This is a genomic window from Kitasatospora sp. Xyl93 (assembly GCF_055383135.1).
The window spans coordinates 2,407,463-2,426,088 of the sequence record NZ_AP029185.1 but is presented as its reverse complement, the minus strand read 5'-3'; the positions used below and the strand labels follow the sequence as shown (position 1 = coordinate 2,426,088).

Genomic DNA, 18,626 nt, shown 5'->3' with positions numbered 1-18,626 from the left:
CGGGAGGAACCTCCTCCCGGCGGGCCGGACCCGTTCGCGTTCCCGGGGCCCGCGCGGGGCCCGCACGCTCCGGCGCTCCGGCGCGTCGGAGTGTCGGCCCGCCGGCGTCAGACCAGGTCGTCGGTGCGCCCGAGCGCGTCCGGCTGGCTCTCCTCGATCCGCCGCAGCATCCGGCCCAGCGTCGCGCAGAGCGCGGTGCGCTCCTCGCCCACGACGTCCTGGAGCAGTTCCTCCTCGAACACCGCCGCCATCCGCATCGACTCCAGCCACTTGTCGCGGCCGGTCTCGGTGAGCTCGATGATCACCCGCACCCGGTTGGTCTCGTCCCGGTCCCGGGTGACCAGGCCGTCGGCCACCATCCGGTCGATCCGGTGCGTCATCGCCGCCGGGGTGAGTCCGAGCCGCTTGGCCAGCTCGCCCGGGCCCAGCCGGTACGGGCTGCCGGAGACCACCAGGGCCTTGAGCACCTCCCACTCGGCGGAGGTGATTCCGAGCACAGTCAGCTGCCGGTCGTACGCCACGCCCATCCGCCGGGAGACCCGGTTGAGGGTCTGCACGATCGTCTCCACCTGGGGGTCGACGGTGGGGAACTCCCGCTGGTAGAGGGCCACCTGCTCGGCGATGCCGAACTCCAGGGGGGTGGCCGGGGCGGGCTGGCCGGCAGCCGGCCGCGGCTTGTCCGTAGTCATGCGGACCAGTCTCCCACGAGCGTGCACCCCTTAAGCCTTTGACTCCGCACTCTTCCGGTGCTAAGACTTTATTTCGTCAAACTTTAGCTCTGAAATCTTCTGGACTTAAGAGTATCCAGTTGAAACCAGGAAGGGATGTGCACGGTGACCGGCACGGTGAAGCAGCAGAGGCAGCAGCGGCGTGGAGCGGGCGGCCCGCTGCGCCGCGTCCAGATCGGCAACGCGCTCAGCGCGTTCGGCAGCGGGTTCACGATGCCGTACATGTTCGTGTACGTGGACCAGGTGCGCGGGCTGGGTTCGCTGGCGGCCGGGATGGTGTTCACCGTCTTCGCGCTGGCGGCCCTCGCCGTCCTCCCGTTCACCGGCCGCGGCATCGACAGGTACGGCCCCCGCCCGGTGCTGCTGGCCGGTACGGCGCTCGCCGCCACCGGCGCGTTCGCCTTCGGCCACGCCACCGGCACCCCGGCCCTGCTGGTCTCCTCCTTCCTGTTCGGCGCGGGCGTCACCACCTGCCAGCCGGCGCTGGCCACGATGATCGTCCGCTGCTCCACGGCGGCCACCCGCTCGCACGCCTTCGCGCTCCAGTTCACCCTGGTCAACCTGGGCATGGGCATCGGTGCGCTGGTCGGCGGGCAGATCGTGGACGTCTCCGACCCGGCCAGCCTCACCCGGCTGTTCACCATCGAGGCGGCGACGTTCCTCGGCCTCGCCCTGGTCACCGGCACCGCCCGGATGCCCCTGGTCCAGCTGAGCGTCGTCCAGGGCAAGGCCGACGGCCCGACGGGGCTGCGCGCGCTGGTCGCCGACAAGGCGATGCTGCGGCTCTGCCTGCTCGCCGGGCTGATCTTCTTCACCTGCTACGGCCAGTTCGAGTCCGGCGTCGCGGCCTTCGCCACCGACACCGTCGGCACCGCGCCCTCCACCCTGGGCTTCGCGATCGGCGCCAACGCGCTGACCATCGTGGTGCTGCAGATGTTCATGGTGCGGATCACCGCGCGCCGCCGCCGCACCACCGCGATGGCCGCGGCCGGCCTGGTCTGGCTCGGCGCCTGGGCGATGGCCCTGGTGGCCGGCCTGATCCGGACCGAGACCATGGCTGCCACGGTCGCCATCGTCTCGATCTACGCCCTCTTCGGCGTCGGCGAGTCGCTGCTCGCGCCCACCATGGGCCCGATCGTCGCGGACCTCGCCCCGGCCCGGCTGCTCGGCACCTACAACGCCGGGTACGCCCTGGTGAAGCAGATAGCGATCGCGGTCGGCCCGGCCGTCGGCGTGCTGCTGGTCGGCTCCGGCACCTGGGCGCTCTACCTGGCGGCCATGGCGGGCTCCACGCTGCTGATCGTCGTCATGGCGCTGCGGCTGCGCCCGTACCTCACGCCGGAGCAGGACAACGCGGCGCCGGTCGTGGTCCGCGCCGTCCCGGTCCGGGAGCTGCAGACCGCCGCGTAGCGGAACGGCCCGTCCGGGCGTTCGAAACGGGCGCCGACCAGGTCACCTGGTCGGCGCCCGTCGCGCTTGGCTTCGCGGGCACCGCCACATAGTGTCAGTGGCTGTCGACCGCCCTGCCCCGGCCGGGGCGGCACGACCCGGGCGGAGCCAGGCCCCGGGCAGAGCAGACAGGCGAATCGGCGAGGCTATGACGCAAGCGGCGCTCACGCACCCACCGGCGGCCCCGGCCCCCGCCGCCCCGGCACCGGCCCCGCGCGGCGGCCTGGTCCGCTGGGCGGCCGACCACGCGGGCTGGCTCGGACCGGTCGCCGTCGCGCTCTTCGCCGGCCTGCTGCGGTTCTGGGACCTCGGCCACCCGGGCTCCTTCGTCTTCGACGAGACGTACTACCCCAAGGACGCCTGGTCGCTGCTCCAGCAGGGCTATGAGGGCACCTGGCCCGACCACGCCAACGCCGACATCCTGTCCGTCCCCCAGTCCATCCCGCTGACCTCCGCACCCGAGTTCATCGCGCACCCGCCGCTCGGCAAATGGGTGATGGCGATCGGCGAGCAGCTGTTCGGACTGGACCCCTTCGGCTGGCGGTTCATGACCGCCCTGCTCGGCACCGTCACCGTGCTGATGCTGGCCCGGATCGGCCGCCGCCTCTTCGGCTCCACCCTGGTCGGCTGCACCGCCGCGCTGCTGATGTCGGTGGACGGCCTCCAGCTGGTGATGAGCCGGGTCGGCCTGCTCGACGGCATCCAGATGTTCTTCGTGCTCGCCGCCTTCGGCAGCCTGCTGATCGACCGCGACCACGCCCGCGCCCGGCTCGCCCGCGTCGCCGAGGCCGCCGGCGGCGACACCGTCCGGCTGGGGTGGCGCCCATGGCGGATCGCCGCCGGGGTGTTCCTCGGCGCCGCCTGCGCCGTCAAGTGGAACGGCGCACCGATCCTCGCCGCCCTCGGCGTCCTCACCGTCCTGTGGGACGGTTCCGGCCGCCGCGGCGCCGGCGCCCGCCGCCCCTGGCGCTCCATGCTGCGCCGGGACGCCGTGCCCGCCTTCCTCGCCATGGTCGGCTCCGCCGCGGTGGTGTACGTCGGCGCCTGGAGCGGCTGGCTGGCCACCGGCGGTACCGGCGCCAACGGCGGGGGCGGCTACGACCGGCACTGGGCCGACGGGCGCGCCGGGCTCTCCCCGGACAGCGTCCTGGGCATCCCGCTGCCGCAGATCCCGATGAGCTGGGTGCCCGCGCCGCTGCGCAGCCTGTGGCACTACCACTCGCAGATGTACGACTTCAACACCGGTCTGAGCACCCCGCACACCTACCAGTCCAATCCCTTCGCCTGGCTGGTCGACGGCCGCCCGGTCTCGATGTACTGGGAGCAGGTCCCGGCCGGGCAGCGCGGCTGCACCTCCTCGGGCGGCTGCGCGGCGCAGATCCTCGGCCTCGGCACGCCGTTCCTCTGGTGGGCGGCCTGCTTCGCGCTGGTCTACCTGCTGTGGCGCTGGTTCTTCCGGCGGGACTGGCGCTCGGGCGCGGTGCTGTGCGCGGTGGCCGGGATCTACCTGCCCTGGTTCCGGTACCAGGAGCGGACGATCTTCTCCTTCTACATGGTCGTGCTGGTGCCGTTCCTGTGCCTGGCCGTCGCCCAGATGCTCGGGGCGATGCTCGGCCCGGCCGGATGCGGCCCCGGGCGCCGCCGGATCGGGGCGATCGGGGCCGGGGCGGTCGTGCTCGCGATCGTCGGCTGCTTCGCGTTCTTCTACCCGCTGTACACGGCGGAGGTGATCCCGATGTCGTCCTGGCAGGACCGGATGTGGTTCACCAGCTGGATCTGACGGGCTCGGCCGATGGCCTGGATCTGCCCGACGGGCCGGACCTGATGCTCCCCGCGGACCTGGCGGCCTCCGGCGGGCAGCTGCTGCCGGTCACCCCGGTGCTCGGGGTGGTCACGGCCGTGCTGCTGCCGGCCGCCGTCGCGGTGGCCGGGTGGGGCCTGCTCGGCCACGGGCACGCGGTGCTGCGGGCCGGGCTGCGCGCGGTGGTGCAGCTGGCCGCCGTCGCCGCGGTGATCACCTGGGTGGTCGGTTCGCTCTGGTGGTCGGCGCTGTTCGTGGTGCTGATGTTCTCGGTCGCGGTGCGCACCGCCGGGCGGCGGATGACCCCGGGCCCGGCCTGGGTCTGGGCGGCCGCCCCGATCGGCGCGGGGGTGCTGCCGGTGCTGGCCCTGCTGCTGGGCGTCGGGCTGCTGCCGGCCCGGGGCCTGTCCCTCATCCCGGTCGCGGGCATCCTGATCGGCGGCGCGCTCACCGCGACCTCGCTGGCCGGGCGGCGGGCCCTGGACGAGTTGCGGCTGCGGCGCGGCGAGGTGGAGGCCGCGCTGGCGCTCGGCTTCGAGGAGCGCGACGCCCGGCTGGAGATCTGCCGGACGGCGGCGGCGACCTCGCTCGTCCCGGCGCTGGACCAGACCCGGACGGTCGGCCTGGTCACCCTGCCCGGGGCGTTCGTCGGGATGCTGCTGGGCGGGGCCTCGCCGGTCCAGGCGGGGGCGGTGCAGCTGTTCGTGCTGATCGGGCTGCTGGCGGTGGAGTCGGTGGCGATCGTGGTGGTCCTGGAGCTGGTCGGCCGCGGACTGGTCGCGCCCGGGGCGGACGGGGGCGGCGGGTAGCGGCGGCGGGCAGGGGGCCTCGGGTGGGGGCGGCCTGCTGGGACCGGCCGGCTCACGCCGTCGGGTACGCTTGGCGTCGTTGAAGGGGAGTAGCCCTCCACCGGACCGTCGACATACTGGCCCCCAGGGGCCCGGCGCCCGGGGCATCGCTCGACAGGGCGTTGCCGGCGAGACCTTCGGCCGCAGTGCTGTGACCATGACCAGTGCTGTCGGGCCGAAGCGTCCCCTGACGGAGCTGCGGTGGCCGGGCAGCCCGACCGAGGAAACCTCTGATGAGTCCTACCGTTGCCGCGTTGACCTTCGGCGTCATCTTCCTGGCCGAACTGCCGGACAAGACCGCGCTGGCCAGCCTGGTGCTCGGCACCAAGTACCGTGCGAGCTACGTCTTCGCGGGCATCGCCGCCGCCTTCGCCCTCCAAGTGGGCCTCGCGCTCGTCGCCGGGCAGCTGCTCTCGCTGCTTCCGCACCGCTGGGTGGAGGGCGTCACCGGCGTGCTGTTCCTGGTCGGCGCGGCGATGCTGCTGTTCCACGGCGGGGACGACGACGAGCACGCGGCCAAGGAGCCGTCCTCGAACAGCTTCTGGAAGGTGGCCGGGGCCAGCTTCGTGGTCGTCGCGATCGCCGAGTTCGGCGACCTGACCCAGATCATGACCGCCAACCTGGCGGCCAAGTACGCGGACCCGCTGGCCGTCGGCCTCGGCTCCTGGCTGGCGCTGTGCGCGGTCGGCGGGATCGCCATCGTGGGCGGGCAGAAGCTGCTCAAGCACGTGCCGATGAAGCTGATCGTCCGGGTGGCGGCGACGATCATGGTGGTGCTGGCGGGCATCAGCATCTTCGGGGCGATCACCGGCTGACGGCCGCGGGGTGACGAGTGGGGCGGTGGCCGCCGGTGGGCGGCCGCCGCCCCTTCGTACGAGCGGGGGTCAGCAGCCCGGGTCGGCGGTGAGGACGGCCTGGGTCTTGGGACCGTAGACGCCGTTCTCGCCCTTGATCCGGTTCTCCCGCTGGTAGCTGCTGAGCACCGACTGGGTCCAGTAGTCGAAGGTGCCGGTGATGATCGACTTGTCGACGAATCCGCACTCGGCGGCGTACAAGCGCTGCTGCATGTCCTTGACGTCCGGCCCGTTCATCCCGAGCTGGAGCAGCCGAGGGGTGGGCGTCGGGGTGGGCGTGGGGGTGGGCGTCGGCGTCGGGACGGGGGCCGGCGCGGGCGGCTGGACCGGGGGAGGAGGCGGCGTCGTCGGCGTGGGGGTCGGCGTCGGGGTGGCCGTCCTGGTCGGGCTCGGCTTGCGGGTGGCGGTGGCCGTCGGGCTCGGTGCCTCGCTGGTCGGCGCCGCCGCGCTGGGGGCGGGCGCCGCCAGGGAGGGCGGGTCCACCGGCGCGGGCGCCAGGGTGCTGGTCGGCAGCGGTCGGGACTGCTCGGCCGGCGGCTCGGCGGAGGGCGTCACGGCGTAGGCGACGCCGATGGTGAGCGCCACCAGGGCGGCACCGACCCCGGCGAGCAGCCCCTTGCGCTGGGCGAGCGGCCGCCGGTCGGCCTGCTCGGCCGCCCGTCTGGCGGCCCGGCCGCCGCCGGCCTGCGGCCCGGGCGAGCCCGGGGTCCGTCCGGAGCCCGCGCCCGGGCCGGGGCCCGGCCCGAAGTCCGGGCCCGACCCGAAGTCCGGGCCCGGGCCGAAGCGGAAGAGGCCGATCTCGTCGGCGTCCGGTCCCGGCCCCGGCATCGGTGGCTGCGGCTGCGCGGCCCCCGGGTACCCGCCCGGCCCGGCGGGCGGGACCGGCGGCAGCACGGTGGTGGCGTGGGCTTCCGGGTAGCCGCCGTCCGGGTAGGCGCCGGCGTCCGGCCCGAACGAGCCCTGACCCGGGGCGGCGGGCGGCAGCACCGTGGTGGCGTACGCGTCCGCGTCCGGTCCGAGCGGGGGAGCGGCCGGCGGCCCGGGCCGTCCCTGGGGGACGGGCGGCAGCACCGTGGTCGCGAACGGGTCCACCACGGGCGCGTTCGGGTGGGCCTCGTCGGCCACCTGGTCGGCGGTCTGCGGGACGTACGGGCGGACCAGCGGCCCTTCGAGGTGGGGCAGGACGGCGGTCTCGGTGAGGCTCGGGTCCGGGACGCAGCCGCACCCGGTGGAGCGTGCGGTGCCGCACGTCGGGCAGTGCTGGTCCGGCATCGGCCGGTCCTCCTCGGTTTCGCGTCGGTTCCGCGTCGGCTCCGCGGGCGGTCGTTCGGTCGTTCGGCGCACGTTCCGGGCGGACCGGGGCGCACGATCGCGCCTGATTATGCAGGACCGCCCGAAGGGTGGACAGGGGCGTCCGTCCGCCGGCGGGGGTGTTGTGCCGGTTGGTGCCGGTTGGCCCCTCGGGGAACGCCCGGGGCGCGGCGGTCGTCCCCGGCGCTTACGCTCGGTTCGACCCGACGGAACGAATCGGGACGAACCGACCAGCGCGGTGAGCTGGGAGTGATCATCCGCACGGCCCGGGCGACGGGCCCGCGACCCCCTGGAGACGCCATGCCCACGGAGACGTCGTGATGCCGACGGAGACGCGATGACGCCCGCGCGGGTGCCGTGGACGTCCGCGGAGGTGCCGTGATGCCCCTGGAGACGCCATGACGACGGATCCGCGCGCCGGGTCCGGCCGGAGCGCCACGGGCGCGAGCGGCCCGCCGGCGGTCACCGTCCCCAACCTCTGGGTGCCGATCGGCGCCCTGCTGCTGGCGATGCTGCTGGCCGCCCTCGACCAGACCATCGTCTCCACCGCGCTGCCGACCATCGTCAGCGACCTCGGCGGCCTGGAGCACCTCTCCTGGGTGGTGACCGCCTACCTGCTGGCCTCCACCGCCGCGACCCCGCTGTGGGGCAAGCTCGGCGACATGTACGGCCGGAAGCGCTTCTTCCAGGCCTCCATCGTGATCTTCCTGCTCGGCTCGGTGCTGTGCGGGATCGCCCAGAACATGGGCGAGCTGATCGCCTTCCGCGCGCTCCAGGGCCTGGGCGGCGGCGGGCTGATGGTGCTCTCCCAGGCGATCGTCGGCGACCTCGTGGCCCCCCGGGACCGCGGTCGCTACCAGGGCCTGTTCGGCGCCGTGTTCGGCGTCACCAGCGTGCTCGGGCCGCTGCTCGGCGGGGTGTTCGTCGACCACCTCAGCTGGCGCTGGGTGTTCTACGTCAACCTGCCGATCGGCGCCGTCGCCCTGGTGGTGATCGCGGCGGTGCTGCACGGGGTGGAGGTCCGGCGCGAGCACCGGATCGACTACCTGGGCACCGTGCTGATCGCCTCCGTCGCCACCTGCCTGGTGCTGATGACCTCGCTCGGCGGGACCACCTGGGCCTGGGCGTCCTGGCAGATCGTCGGCCTCGGTGCGCTCGGCCTGGTGCTGCTGGTCGCCTTCGTCCGGGTCGAGCGGACGGCGGCGGAGCCGGTGCTGCCGCTGCGGCTGTTCCGCTCCCGGACGTTCAGCCTGGTCGCGGTGATCTCCTTCGTGGTCGGCTTCGCGATGTTCGGCGCGCTCACCTACCTGCCGACCTTCCTCCAGGTGGTCCAGCAGGTCTCGCCCACCATGTCCGGCATCCACATGCTGCCGATGGTGCTCGGCATGCTGCTCACCTCGATCGGCTCCGGCCAGATCGTCGCCCGCACCGGCCACTACCGGATCTTCCCGATCGCCGGGACGGCCGTGACCACCGTCGGGCTGCTGCTGCTCTCCCGGCTGGACGAGCACAGCGGCACCGCCGAGATGAGCGGCTACTTCCTGGTCTTCGGCCTCGGGCTGGGCCTGGTGATGCAGGTGCTGGTGCTGATCGTGCAGAACTCGGTCGGCTACGAGGACCTCGGCGTGGCCACCGCGGGCGCCACCTTCTTCCGTTCCATCGGGGCCTCCTTCGGCGTCTCCGTCTTCGGGACGGTCTTCGCGAACGGGCTGCGCGGCCGGCTCGCCGACGCCCTGGCGGGGGTGCCGTTGCCGCCCGGCTTCCGGCCGGAGGTCATCACCGCCGACCCGCGGGTCATCCCCCGGCTGCCGGCCGCCGTCCAGCCGGGGGTCTACCACGCGTACGCCGAGTCGATCACCCGGGTGTTCCTGTACGCGGTGCCGGTCGCGGTGGTCGCCTTCGTGCTGTCGCTGTTCCTGCGCGAACAGAAGCTGCGCTCCACCGTCACCGCGCCCGACCTGAGCGAGTCCATCGGGGTCAACCCGGTCGAGCGCACCTCGCTGGACGAGATCGCCCGCGCGCTGTCGGTGCTGAACAGCCGTGAGGCCCGGCGCGACCTCTTCCGCCGGATCACCGAGTCCGCCGGGCTGGACCTGCGGCCCGCCTCCAGCTGGCTGCTGCTCCAGATGCACCAGCACGGCTCGGTGGAGCCGGTCGAACTCGCCGAGCGGCGGATCGTCCCGGTCGCCGTCATCGAGGAGGCCGTCCGGGAGGTGGAGGGCCGGGGGCTGGCGGCGCGGGTCGGGCGGCTGCCGCTGCGGCTCACCGAACCGGGGGAGGCGGCGGCGCTGCGGCTGGTCGCCGCCCGGCGCACCCAGCTCGCCGAGCTGCTGGGGGACTGGGACGAGCAGAAGTACGCCGAGCTGGCCGGGCTGCTGAACCGGCTCAGCTCCTCGCTCTGCTCGGACCGGCGCGACCGGCCGGACCTGGCGGGGCCGGAGCGGCCGTACCGTGGCGAGGGGCGGTCCTTCTGACGGCCCGACGGGTTCGTCCGGACGGCTCGACGACTCGACGGGCCGCTCGGTGCGAACCGGCCGCTCGGTGCGACCGGGAAGGGATGGTGCGGCATGCCGTTCGAGATCGAGCGCAAGTTCCTGCTGGAGGCCTTCGAACCGCCGGAGACGGCGGTGCGGCAGCACATCGAGCAGGGGTACATCGCGATCAAGGACGACGGGACGGAGGTGCGGCTGCGGCGGATCGGCGGCAGCCGCGTCCTCGGCGTCAAGCGCGGCGCCTCGTCCGCGGCGGGGTCCCCCGTCCGGATCGAGGTGGAACGCGAGCTCGGGGAAGAGGAGTTCACCGGGCTCTGGCCGGCCACCGAGGGCGCCCGGCTGGTCAAGGACCGCTACACCTTCGACGCGTCCGGCGTCACGGTCCACGCGGACGTCTACCAGGGGGAGTTGGCCGGGCTGCGCACCGCCGAGGTCGAGTTCGGCTCGGAGGCCGAGGCCCGGGCGTTCTCGGCGCCGGACTGGTTCGGCGCCGAGATCACCGGCGTGGAGGCGTACAAGAACCAGGCCCTCGCGACCCGTGGACTGCCCAAGTCCTGACCGTGCCGAGGCGTTCGGTCCGCTACGGCGCACCGAACCAGCGCGGGGTGTCGAACCGGAACGGGTCGCCGGGGGCGAGCCGGCGCAGGCCGTCCTCCACCGCGCGCAGCTGCTCCTCGCCGAGGACCTCCGACCACTCCTCGCGCAGCTCGTCGAAGATCCGCGCCGAACGGATCAGGCAGTCCACCCCGCGCTCGGTGAGCCGGACCAGCTTGCGCCGGGTGTCGGTCGGATCGGCGACGCGCGCGACGTAGCCGAGCTGCTCCAGCTGGTCGACGGTCTTGCCGGCCGCCTGCTTGGAGACGCCGAGGCGGCGGCCGAGTTCGGAGGCGGTGGTGCCCTGGGGGCCGATCGCCTGGAAGACGAAGCCGTGCATCGGGCGCAGGTCGGGATGGCCCTGGCGGGCGATGCGTTCGTGCAGCTCGTCGATGATCGTCCGGAAGGCGAGCAGCAGGCGCAGCGGCAGCTCAAAACCCGGCGGGGACGGTTCACTTGACACGATGGACAACCTCATTGACTATATAGACAACTTCATTGTCCATCTTAGGGGGTTCCTTCACCATGCCCGTGATCCGTCGGACCGACGCCCGCCGCACCGCGACCCCGAACGGCGTCATGACCACCTACGCCTCGCCCACCCAGGGATCCACCGCCCTCGCCGTCTGGCACGTCGACATGGCCGCCGACGCCCGGGGCCCGCTGCACGCCATGGACACCGAGCAGGTCTGGACCCTGCTCACCGGCACCGCCCGGGTCGACCTGGCGGGAGAGGCCTTCGCCCTCGCCGCGGGGGACACCGTCGTCCTTCCCGCCGACGCCGCCCGCCAGATCGCCACCGACACCGGCTTCACCGCCGTCGTCGCCTCCCCGTCCCCCGCTTACGCCTACAACCCCGACGCCCGCACCCCCGAGGGCGCCTGCGCCCTCGCCCCGCGTGACGACCAGCGGGTCCTCCCGCCGTGGATCGCCTGATCCCCACGCCGCCCCCGCCGGCTGCCCGTGCCCGGACGGCTGCCGACACCTGCGGGCCGCCCGCCCGTGAGGTGTAGCAGACTGCTCCCGTACGCAGTCACCGGAGCAGAAGGAGCGCGCCATGTCCGTCGTCAAGATCAACGAATGTGTCAAGCCACTCACATAAACGCCCTGGCCGTCCCAGGAGGAGCCCCGTCGGACCGAAGCCCCGCCCAGGCGAACCCGGACGGGGCCGGTTCGAGGGCTGACTAGCGGGACCTCGGGACGACGAATCCTCGCGCCGGACCGGACTGCCGGGACCGAACCGCCGCGACTGTCAGCGCTTCGTCCGTGATATCCCGGCGGGTGTCGGGGTCGGTGCTGTCGTACACCCGCCAACGCCCGTCCGGGTTGTCGACGTCTTCGGGGGAGACGATCCCCCGAATTCCCAACTCCTTAAGGGTGTTGGCTACTTGCTGGGCTTCGTTCTCGTCCACGCGTCCCGCCCTCTCGTCTCGGTGTGCCCAGGTTAGTGGGCTTCGCCTCCGCCGCCACCGCCGTTGCAGTGCGAGGCGCATCCGCCGGGGTTGATCGGTCCGCACCCGCCAGGCACCGGGGTGTGGGAGCAGTTCGCGGCCACGGCCACCAGAGCGCGGGTCGGTCCCGTCCACAGCTCGCGGTCGGGGGTGTAGCCGGCCTCTTCGATGAGCGCGACCGTCCGCACCAAGGCGGCTTCGTCGTGGCGCTCCGGGTCGGGGCGCTCGGGGTAGTGGTGGACGAACCCGCCGAGCCGGTCACACAGATCGGCGTAGAGACGGGTGTGCAGAACGAGCGCGTGCCACCCCTCATCCACGACGTTGGACGGGGTGATCCGCACCGTGGGGAACGCGCGGGCAGTGGCGACGAACTTCAGCGCTTCGGTCACGATGCGCTCGGCCGTGTCGGTGGCCATCTTGGGGTTGTTGTCCAGCACGGTGAACACGACCCCGTTGAACTCCACCGGGTCGAGCAACGAGCGCACGTCGGGACCGGCGGTACCGGCCGGACGGTCGGGCAGGGTCATACTGGTGTCTCCTCACATCGTGCGGAGTGCCGGACACCTTTTGGCGTCCGGGCCGTGCGGTGTTGCGGAACCCGCTCCGGTCGACTGCCTGCCATGGATGACGGCCGGAGCGGGGGCTTTTGTGGCCCGTCAGCTTCGGGCCCTGGGGGGCTTTCCAGGGCGCTGACGGTCGTAGCGGTTCTCCACCTTCACCGGACCCGCGCACGTGTACGTGCGCCTAACCGGGACGCTGGCGGTGACCAGCTCGATCACGATGGTCGTGTTCTTGATCGTCCCGGTAACCGGGTCGGCGGACTGATTCCGGCTGACGACTGTCCACCGACGAAGCTGACCGTCGAGGAAGCTCCCGTCCGGCGGAGGAAGTTGGAGCCGCAGAACGCACTTGTCGGACTGGGGGCACTGGCACGTCGCGCCGTTCCCGCCGGTGTAAACGGCACCCTCGAACCTCAGCTCACCGGGCCGCCGCTTCTTCGTCGCCATGGGCTCAGTCGGCGGGGTGGTACGTCACGGTGACGTCCGCCCACTCCGGGGACACGTCCGGACGGTACTTCCACCGGCCGTGCGCCTGGGCGACCTGCTGCGCGTGGCGAAGAAGGATCTCCCCGAGATTGCTCACTTCGCAGGGAACGTCCAGCGTCCACCACCGCCGGGCCATCTCCGAAATCAGGTGCACGGCCAACGGAACGAACTCGTGCTTGGCGACGAAGCCGTGGACGTCAGAGCCACCCGCGACCACTCCGGGAACACCGGGCTCACCGCGAAACCAGTACTCGGCACGCCACGCCTTGCCCGTGGGGTTGAAGCCCCCACCGGACGTCTCGCCGCCGATCACGCGCTGTGGCGTTCGTCCGCCGGCTGGCCGATGTACAGCAACGGCTGACGAAGCCCGGCGTTGCGGATGCCCATGGCGACCCGGATGCGTTGCGCCATGTAGGGCTCCGTGACGTCGTCCAGCTCTTTGAGCGCCACCCACCGATGACCGCTGATCTCCTTCGTCACCCCGACCGGCACGCCCTGATCGACCAGGAGGCGCCGTTCCAAGGGGGTCGCCTCCCCGCCGTCACAGATGATGTTGAACCCCTCGCACGCCCCGGTCGACGGGTTCGCCGGGATCTGGTCGACGCCCAGGTGGTGGGTGATGATTCGGCTCAGCCCGGTTTCCTCGGCGAGTTCGCGCGCCGCAGCGTCGGCGACCTGCTCGCCCTGGTGGACGGCGCCGCCGGGCAGCTGAAAACCGGGCCGGTAGGTGGGCTCCACCAGCAAGACCCGTTGATCCGGGTCGGTGATCAACACCAGCGCCCCGATCCGGCGCGGCGGCTGCTGCTGCATGTCCTTGTGCACCATGGTTGTTCCCGTTGATAGTGGTCGGGCAGATGGACCGCCCCGGGCCGGAATGGACAACCACCCGGGGCGGGAGTCTTGGGGCCGGTCCCCCGGCCGTTGTGTCAGAACAAGGGGGACCGGCCCAACCCGGGGAGCAACCCCGGGCGTCTTCAGGTGGTGGTGGCCCCGCCCGCCCACGACGGGGGTTGTTGCGCGTACGGACGGGACCACCCTTCCCGTACCGGTGTCGTCGCCACGGTCCAGCCCCACGGCGCGGTACGGGAGTTGGAACCCATCCCGAGTGCAACGTCAGCCATGACAGCGCGCCCGGGACGGGAGTTCTGAGGTGGGTCAATCGGGGCCCGTGCGAAGTTCCACGTGCCGGGGGGTCGCGTGGGTGCGTTCGGTACGGATGATCTGGCGCCGTCGCTGGCTGAACATCGTGACGGGCCAGGCGAATTGAAGGTGCAAGCCCCAGAGCATCTGAAGCGCGACCGCCGGGTGAGTAATCCGGTGGAGCCACAGCCGGCCCCAGGATCGAGCCTTCACGCCATGACCGGGGCGGGTACGCGGGTGAGCCGCTTCCGGCCGCAGACCTGAAGCCGTGTCTCGTCTGGGTGCGTCGCCGTGAAGTCATGCGGCAGCAGGTAGCCGAAGTACCCGCACTCGCACTTCCACGTGGCGATGCCGTCCGGGTCCGGAGGGTCCGGGCGGATCTCGTCGCCGTTCGGGCACTTGTTCTCTGTGTCCTGCATATGTGCTCCCTCGAAACAGGGCTGGTCACCGCGTAACCGACGGCCAGTCAGTGAACTAGTCCAGCATGAAGAGTGGCCTAGTTCAGCCGCTACGGTTCCGAGTGAACTAGTCTGCTCAAGCGGGGTATTGTCCACCGAGCGGAAGCGAGCGAACGTGCCGAGCAAGACGCCGAAGACGTGGTCAGTGATCGCGGATCACTACCGCCAGCGAATCCTCTCGGGAGAGCTGGAGCCGGGCGCAAAGCTGCCCAGCAACAAGGAGATCGCCGGCCGCTGGAACGTCGCCGTGGCCACGGTCAGCCGTGCACTTCAGCACCTCCAGGTGGAGGGCTATCTGCGCACGTCACCGCGTGGAACGTTCGTCGCGGACGACCCGCGCGTGAGCGCCAGCAGTCGTGATCGCCTTGCCCGGGTACAGAGGGTGCAGTCCAGCTTCATGGACGGCGAAACCAGCCGTGTGACGGCTGCCGAAATCGTCATCCCGCCGCTCTATGTGGCGGACTTGTTCGACCTGGAGCACGGGGCCCAACTGGTGCGTCGTGAGTACATCGCTGGGCGCGGCAAGTCGCGAACCCTCTTCGCGGTGTCTTGGTATCCCGCGCACTTCGCTGCACTAGTGCCCGACTTGCTCAACACTGCGCCTGGACGGAACGACGGGATCACAGCAAGGGTCCTCGAAGCCACAGGCCGAACCATCACAGCGGCACGCGACGACATGCACGCGCGAACCGCGGACCAGCGAGAAGCCGCCGCCCTGGCAGTGCCGGTCGGCAGCTCGATCCTGGCGCTCGTCCACCGTTGGTCGGACGACGAAGGTGTGATTGAGTACACGGAGTCTTGCCTGCCCGCCCATTTTACCATCGGCTACGAGTACACGCCGTAGATCGACCAAGAACGCAAAGAGGCCCCCGCCCCCACAACCCGCAAGGGAAGTAGGGACGGGGGCCTCTTTGTCATGCCATCAGATCAGCCAGCGAGGACGTTCACCAGGCGTGCCGCGGCCTTGCCGCCGAACAGCGCGATGCCGCAGTAAAACTCGATTCGCGTCCGGTATACGGGCTTGTCGTGCGCCTCGCCGAGGTCGGTCACCTGAATGCCGCCGTTCGTCAGACCAGTGACACCCGCATCCGCCTCGCTGGCGCCGAACCGGACCGCGTAAATGTCGCCGGTCTCGTTGCCTCCGGTACCGGCCGTGAGCGGGAGGATGTCGGTACCGTCGAGCTTCTGGCCGGGGTCGAGCATCGGAACGCCGTTCCACATGGTGGCCTTCTTGCCGTAGATCTCGGACGTCAGCAGCTCCGCACCACCGAGCCGGCGGAACCCGGAAGGGATCTTCGCCAGGATCGCCGCATTCATGTACAGCGCGCCGTTCTGCCCGCTGATGCCACGAACCTGCGCAGTCAGCGCGTCGAGTGCGTCAAAGAAGTCATAGCCGTTGGCAACCGGACCAACTCCCTTGGCATCGATCACCTGCCGCCCGATCAGGCGCTTACGCAGGCCGTCAAGCCCCTTCGGGTTCACAGCGGTATCGCCGTTGAAGAACTGGTCCGAGAAATGCAGCGAAGCGGCCTTGACCTTCAGCGTCTCCTGAATTGCCCGCTGGTCGTTGATATCGCCGCGAGTATGTACGAGAAACTTGTCCACATCGGAGTCACCGCCGAGAATGGCGAGAGTCTCGATGCGGGAGTTCACCGCACCCACGCTCTCAGGGTACGCCTCATTGACAGCGCGGAAGGAAACCCCGGGAAGCTCGGACTCCTCATTGTACCGATACGCCGTCCCCTCGGTCTCAATGAGGGAGAGGCGATCAAGAATGGGCGACTCCTGAACGAAAGTTTCGATCACGCCACGCTGAAGATCTTCCGTGGAGAGCTTCGCGGATTCGGCAAGGGTAAGGGCCATGATTGAATCTCCTAATTGCAGAATTTCTTTAACTTGATTCCGGGGTAATCAGCCCCAGATCTCGGAATCGTTGCCAGGTCCCGGCATGACTGTGGCCATGCACATGCGGGAGCATTCCAACTTCCGTAGGCAATAGGCGAGTTGGGGCCAGGCAATGCCGCCGCATTCTGGTGATTCGGCCCATCAAGGGGCCAGATTGCGCATTGCAATCTCCACCGAAATGTTCTAATCGGCCATGCGATTTTTTCCCTCCCTGCCGGTCAGGGCCAGGAGGGGAGGGAGTCACCCCCCTGGGTGAACTCGCAGGTCAGAGACCTGTGATCGGCTTGACCCGCTCAGCCGCCCATCCGCCCGGCTGGTGGGTGGCGGTCTCACGGTTGTGACACTGCGTGCACAGCGGACGCAGACGCGACCACGCGTCCGGGTCTTCGACACCTCGGGCGAGCAGCGAGCGGCGCGACTCCGGGTAGTGGTCGGCGACCACAGCCGGCCGCCTGCACAACAGGCACCAGGGGTGCGCGTAGATGTAGGCACGCCGGACCCGGGCCCAGCGCCGGGAGTCGTAGCCGCGCTCCGCCGCACTGCCTCGCTGCTGCTCTGCCTCGCGCTGGTGCTTCGGACAGCGGCCACCACGGGCGGTCAGCTCAGGACACCCGGGCGCCGAGCACGGGGGGCGGGGTCTTCGGGGCATGGGGCACCTCCAGTGGTGGCGGCGGGCCACAAGCCGCAATATGCGATTGTGCACATGACGAACGAGCTGGCCCGGCAGTGCTCTGTCATTCTTCCGGCAGCATCCATCGCAATGGCAGTTCAGATTCGAGCTGTTGAAAGATCCCTCGATGGAAAGGTGAATTTCGCGCTTTCCCTGGCAAGTCCATCCGCAACGACAGCGACTTATCCCTGTAGCTCCCCCCAAGCAATTTACCTTAGGCAGACCGACTTGGAAGTAAAGTGGTGGAGAGCTGCCAGCATTATCACCTATGCGTATTCCGCTTGCGTTATCCTCGCCGAATATGTGTGCCTCGGCTGGTTGGCTGGAGCCAGCGCGAGGAGCTTTTATTGGATCACCCTCGAAACAAAAACCTCTTGGGGCGCAGAAATTCTAATCGCTCTGACCGTCGCTGGCGTATTCGGAGCGTTCATGATTCCCGCAGTCAGCTTTGCAGGTTCAGCATCAAATCACCCAGAGAGGCTGAAAGATGCCCTATGGTCCATCTCCGAGAAATAGGGCAATCCAAAGGTTGCGGTGCCGAGATCCCGATGTCGGTACGGGTCTTCGCCTTGTGGCACGGACGGCAGAGCGGCCACACGCTGTCGTCGGTGTCCTCGCCCCCGAGGGCAAGCGGTGCTCGGTGGTCCACGTCGACCAGCTCGGCGGGGAAGTCCTCGCCGCACAACCCGCACACCGCGGAACCCGACCGATCGACCCGCCGTCGAAGCCGTTCCGCCCCACTGTGGCGACGTGCCACCAGGACCAGCAGCCGGCGGCGGGCACGGACCGAGGGGCGGGCTTCGTAGGTCCTGTGATGGGCCTCGCAGCGTCCCCGGTGGGTCGCCGGCTCCGTGCAGTCGATACAGCGCACGGCACCCCCTCGGTGGTCAGTTGCATCAGGTCGAAGACCACGATCTCTGTGCATCGCGTCATGTGGCGAAGGTGCCCACCCCGAGGCTCGAACTCGGGATCTCCGCGAACAGCGCCCCGTGGGGTCGTGTCCGCGTACCCCCTGCCGCGGGGGTTGTGGGCCTGGTGGTCGTCCTCGCCGAATCGGAGCCGGTCCGGACACAGTGGGGACCGAGCCGTCACCCCTCTTGGGCGTCCTGGCGGCTCAGTCCCCCGCACGTCGCCGCACGACTCCGGCGGCCACCCCAAACGGGGTGCGTGGTGCACGGGCGACGCTGCTCCGAGGGCAGGCACTCGGTCCGCCGAGTACCCCGTGCGGGATGGGTGCGCGGTAACCCGCCCTCGGTAGTAGTAGGGAGCAGTGGTTTCCGGCCCCCCGTGCTCGGCTGGTTTCTCTCCCGGTTGTAGTAGGGAGCATGGGGTTCCCGATCGGGGTGGGTGGCGAGGTGGCGAGAGTGGTCCCAGTTCTTCTTTCTCTATATTTTTTCTATGTGTTCTAAAAAATAGGAGAGAACCACCACCCCGCCACGTCTCTCGCCGCTGTAGGCCGGGCCAGGACGGCCTGAAGGGTAGAGCGTGGCACGGCTGCCTGCCTCCTGCCCCTGTTGTGTCGGGAGCGCATAGGATTCCCACTGCTAGCCGAGGGGCCCATCCGGCCCGCCCCGGCCCACCTCCCGGCAGTAGAAGAGGGGGAGGGATTCCCGTGGCCCGCCGAACGGCGCCGCCCGGACTGTCCCTGTTCCTTCTCCCGGGAGTAGAAGAGGGGGACGATGTCCTGCCCGGTGCCAAGGGTGACGGGGTGACGTTCGAAGGGTCAGTTTTGGTTTCTCTTAGACACACGCACACATAGAAGAACCTGAAACAGAGCCCTCGAACGTCACCTCGTCACCCCATCGCTGCCTGCCTGTCGCTGGGGAGGGTGCGGGACCGAGCAGCCAGCACGTTCCTGGACGGCCGTCTGCGGGCATGA

At 70.5% G+C, this 18,626-nt stretch carries 19 protein-coding genes; 9 read left to right on the top strand and 10 right to left on the bottom strand.

The features are described 5' to 3' along the window. Nucleotides 1-107: 107 nt before the first annotated feature. Complete coding sequence (locus ACZ5GH_RS10590) at nucleotides 108-689, bottom strand: MarR family winged helix-turn-helix transcriptional regulator (protein WP_387748600.1); 582 nt, start codon at nucleotides 687-689, stop codon at nucleotides 108-110. 144 nt (nucleotides 690-833) lie between these two features. On the opposite strand from ACZ5GH_RS10590, the gene ACZ5GH_RS10585 reads away from it, so the two are divergent. The 4 genes from ACZ5GH_RS10585 to ACZ5GH_RS10570 all read left to right on the top strand — a co-directional run bounded on the left by ACZ5GH_RS10585 (nucleotide 834) and on the right by ACZ5GH_RS10570 (nucleotide 5,641). Further along, nucleotides 834-2,138 (top strand): MFS transporter, encoded by a 1,305-nt coding sequence (locus ACZ5GH_RS10585; RefSeq protein ID WP_387748602.1) that lies wholly within the window; start codon nucleotides 834-836, stop codon nucleotides 2,136-2,138. 187 nt (nucleotides 2,139-2,325) lie between these two features. Beyond that, nucleotides 2,326-3,957, top strand: coding sequence for a dolichyl-phosphate-mannose--protein mannosyltransferase (locus tag ACZ5GH_RS10580; protein ID WP_464334053.1), 1,632 nt, complete (start codon nucleotides 2,326-2,328; stop codon nucleotides 3,955-3,957). A 44-nt stretch (nucleotides 3,958-4,001) separates the two neighbouring features. Then, entirely contained in the window at nucleotides 4,002-4,787 is a 786-nt protein-coding gene (locus ACZ5GH_RS10575) for an ABC transporter permease (RefSeq protein ID WP_387749275.1), read from the top strand. Between the two features lie 269 nt (nucleotides 4,788-5,056). After that, nucleotides 5,057-5,641 carry a TMEM165/GDT1 family protein gene (locus ACZ5GH_RS10570; protein ID WP_464336813.1) on the top strand — a complete coding sequence of 195 codons (585 nt, stop codon included), beginning with the start codon at nucleotides 5,057-5,059 and terminating at the stop codon, nucleotides 5,639-5,641. 69 nt (nucleotides 5,642-5,710) lie between these two features. Here ACZ5GH_RS10570 and ACZ5GH_RS10565 read toward each other — a convergent pair whose 3' ends face one another. Beyond that, nucleotides 5,711-6,952, bottom strand: a complete 1,242-nt coding sequence (locus ACZ5GH_RS10565; protein WP_464334052.1) for a peptidoglycan-binding domain-containing protein — start codon at nucleotides 6,950-6,952, stop codon at nucleotides 5,711-5,713. Between the two features lie 437 nt (nucleotides 6,953-7,389). Here ACZ5GH_RS10565 and ACZ5GH_RS10560 point away from each other — a divergent pair, with 437 nt between their 5' ends. Together ACZ5GH_RS10560 and ACZ5GH_RS10555 are read left to right on the top strand one after the other, a co-directional pair. Continuing rightward, nucleotides 7,390-9,465, top strand: a complete 2,076-nt coding sequence (locus ACZ5GH_RS10560) for an MDR family MFS transporter (protein ID WP_464334051.1) — start codon at nucleotides 7,390-7,392, stop codon at nucleotides 9,463-9,465. 93 nt (nucleotides 9,466-9,558) lie between these two features. After that, nucleotides 9,559-10,041 carry a CYTH domain-containing protein gene (locus ACZ5GH_RS10555; protein WP_387748609.1) on the top strand — a complete coding sequence of 161 codons (483 nt, stop codon included), beginning with the start codon at nucleotides 9,559-9,561 and terminating at the stop codon, nucleotides 10,039-10,041. A gap of 22 nt (nucleotides 10,042-10,063) precedes the next feature. On the opposite strand, the gene ACZ5GH_RS10550 is transcribed toward ACZ5GH_RS10555, so the two are convergent. Beyond that, nucleotides 10,064-10,555, bottom strand: coding sequence for a MarR family winged helix-turn-helix transcriptional regulator (locus ACZ5GH_RS10550; protein ID WP_464334050.1), 492 nt, complete (start codon nucleotides 10,553-10,555; stop codon nucleotides 10,064-10,066). Nucleotides 10,556-10,602: 47 nt separating this feature from the next. On the opposite strand from ACZ5GH_RS10550, the gene ACZ5GH_RS10545 reads away from it, so the two are divergent. Then, on the top strand, nucleotides 10,603-11,013 hold the full coding sequence (locus tag ACZ5GH_RS10545; protein ID WP_387748612.1) for a cupin domain-containing protein: 411 nt from the start codon (nucleotides 10,603-10,605) through the stop codon (nucleotides 11,011-11,013). Between the two features lie 508 nt (nucleotides 11,014-11,521). Here ACZ5GH_RS10545 and ACZ5GH_RS10540 read toward each other — a convergent pair. The 5 genes from ACZ5GH_RS10540 to ACZ5GH_RS10520 all read right to left on the bottom strand — a co-directional run bounded on the left by ACZ5GH_RS10540 (nucleotide 11,522) and on the right by ACZ5GH_RS10520 (nucleotide 14,133). Then, nucleotides 11,522-12,055 (bottom strand): glycine-rich domain-containing protein, encoded by a 534-nt coding sequence (locus ACZ5GH_RS10540; protein WP_464334049.1) that lies wholly within the window; start codon nucleotides 12,053-12,055, stop codon nucleotides 11,522-11,524. A gap of 129 nt (nucleotides 12,056-12,184) precedes the next feature. Beyond that, nucleotides 12,185-12,535, bottom strand: a complete 351-nt coding sequence (locus ACZ5GH_RS10535) for a hypothetical protein (protein WP_464334048.1) — start codon at nucleotides 12,533-12,535, stop codon at nucleotides 12,185-12,187. A 4-nt stretch (nucleotides 12,536-12,539) separates the two neighbouring features. After that, entirely contained in the window at nucleotides 12,540-12,887 is a 348-nt protein-coding gene (locus ACZ5GH_RS10530) for a hypothetical protein (protein WP_464334047.1), read from the bottom strand. After that, on the bottom strand, nucleotides 12,884-13,399 hold the full coding sequence (locus tag ACZ5GH_RS10525; RefSeq protein WP_464334046.1) for an NUDIX domain-containing protein: 516 nt from the start codon (nucleotides 13,397-13,399) through the stop codon (nucleotides 12,884-12,886). Before ACZ5GH_RS10525 ends, ACZ5GH_RS10530 begins: the two co-directional genes overlap by 4 nt. A gap of 524 nt (nucleotides 13,400-13,923) precedes the next feature. Then, on the bottom strand, nucleotides 13,924-14,133 hold the full coding sequence (locus ACZ5GH_RS10520; protein ID WP_464334045.1) for a hypothetical protein: 210 nt from the start codon (nucleotides 14,131-14,133) through the stop codon (nucleotides 13,924-13,926). Between the two features lie 154 nt (nucleotides 14,134-14,287). Here ACZ5GH_RS10520 and ACZ5GH_RS10515 point away from each other — a divergent pair, with 154 nt between their 5' ends. Next, nucleotides 14,288-15,016: a GntR family transcriptional regulator gene (locus ACZ5GH_RS10515; protein ID WP_464334044.1), complete on the top strand. Its 729-nt coding sequence runs from the start codon at nucleotides 14,288-14,290 to the stop codon at nucleotides 15,014-15,016. 83 nt (nucleotides 15,017-15,099) lie between these two features. Here the strand turns inward: ACZ5GH_RS10515 and ACZ5GH_RS10510 are convergent, their stop codons facing one another. Further along, nucleotides 15,100-16,035, bottom strand: a complete 936-nt coding sequence (locus tag ACZ5GH_RS10510) for a major capsid protein (RefSeq protein ID WP_464334043.1) — start codon at nucleotides 16,033-16,035, stop codon at nucleotides 15,100-15,102. A 745-nt stretch (nucleotides 16,036-16,780) separates the two neighbouring features. Here ACZ5GH_RS10510 and ACZ5GH_RS10505 point away from each other — a divergent pair. Next, a complete protein-coding gene (locus tag ACZ5GH_RS10505) occupies nucleotides 16,781-17,263 on the top strand; it encodes a hypothetical protein (protein WP_464336948.1) in 483 nt (160 codons plus the stop codon). Here the strand turns inward: ACZ5GH_RS10505 and ACZ5GH_RS10500 are convergent. Further along, nucleotides 17,190-17,672 carry an HNH endonuclease gene (locus ACZ5GH_RS10500; protein ID WP_464334042.1) on the bottom strand — a complete coding sequence of 161 codons (483 nt, stop codon included), beginning with the start codon at nucleotides 17,670-17,672 and terminating at the stop codon, nucleotides 17,190-17,192. The two genes, ACZ5GH_RS10505 and ACZ5GH_RS10500, sit on opposite strands and share 74 nt — an antisense overlap. Between the last annotated feature and the right edge of the window lie 954 nt (nucleotides 17,673-18,626).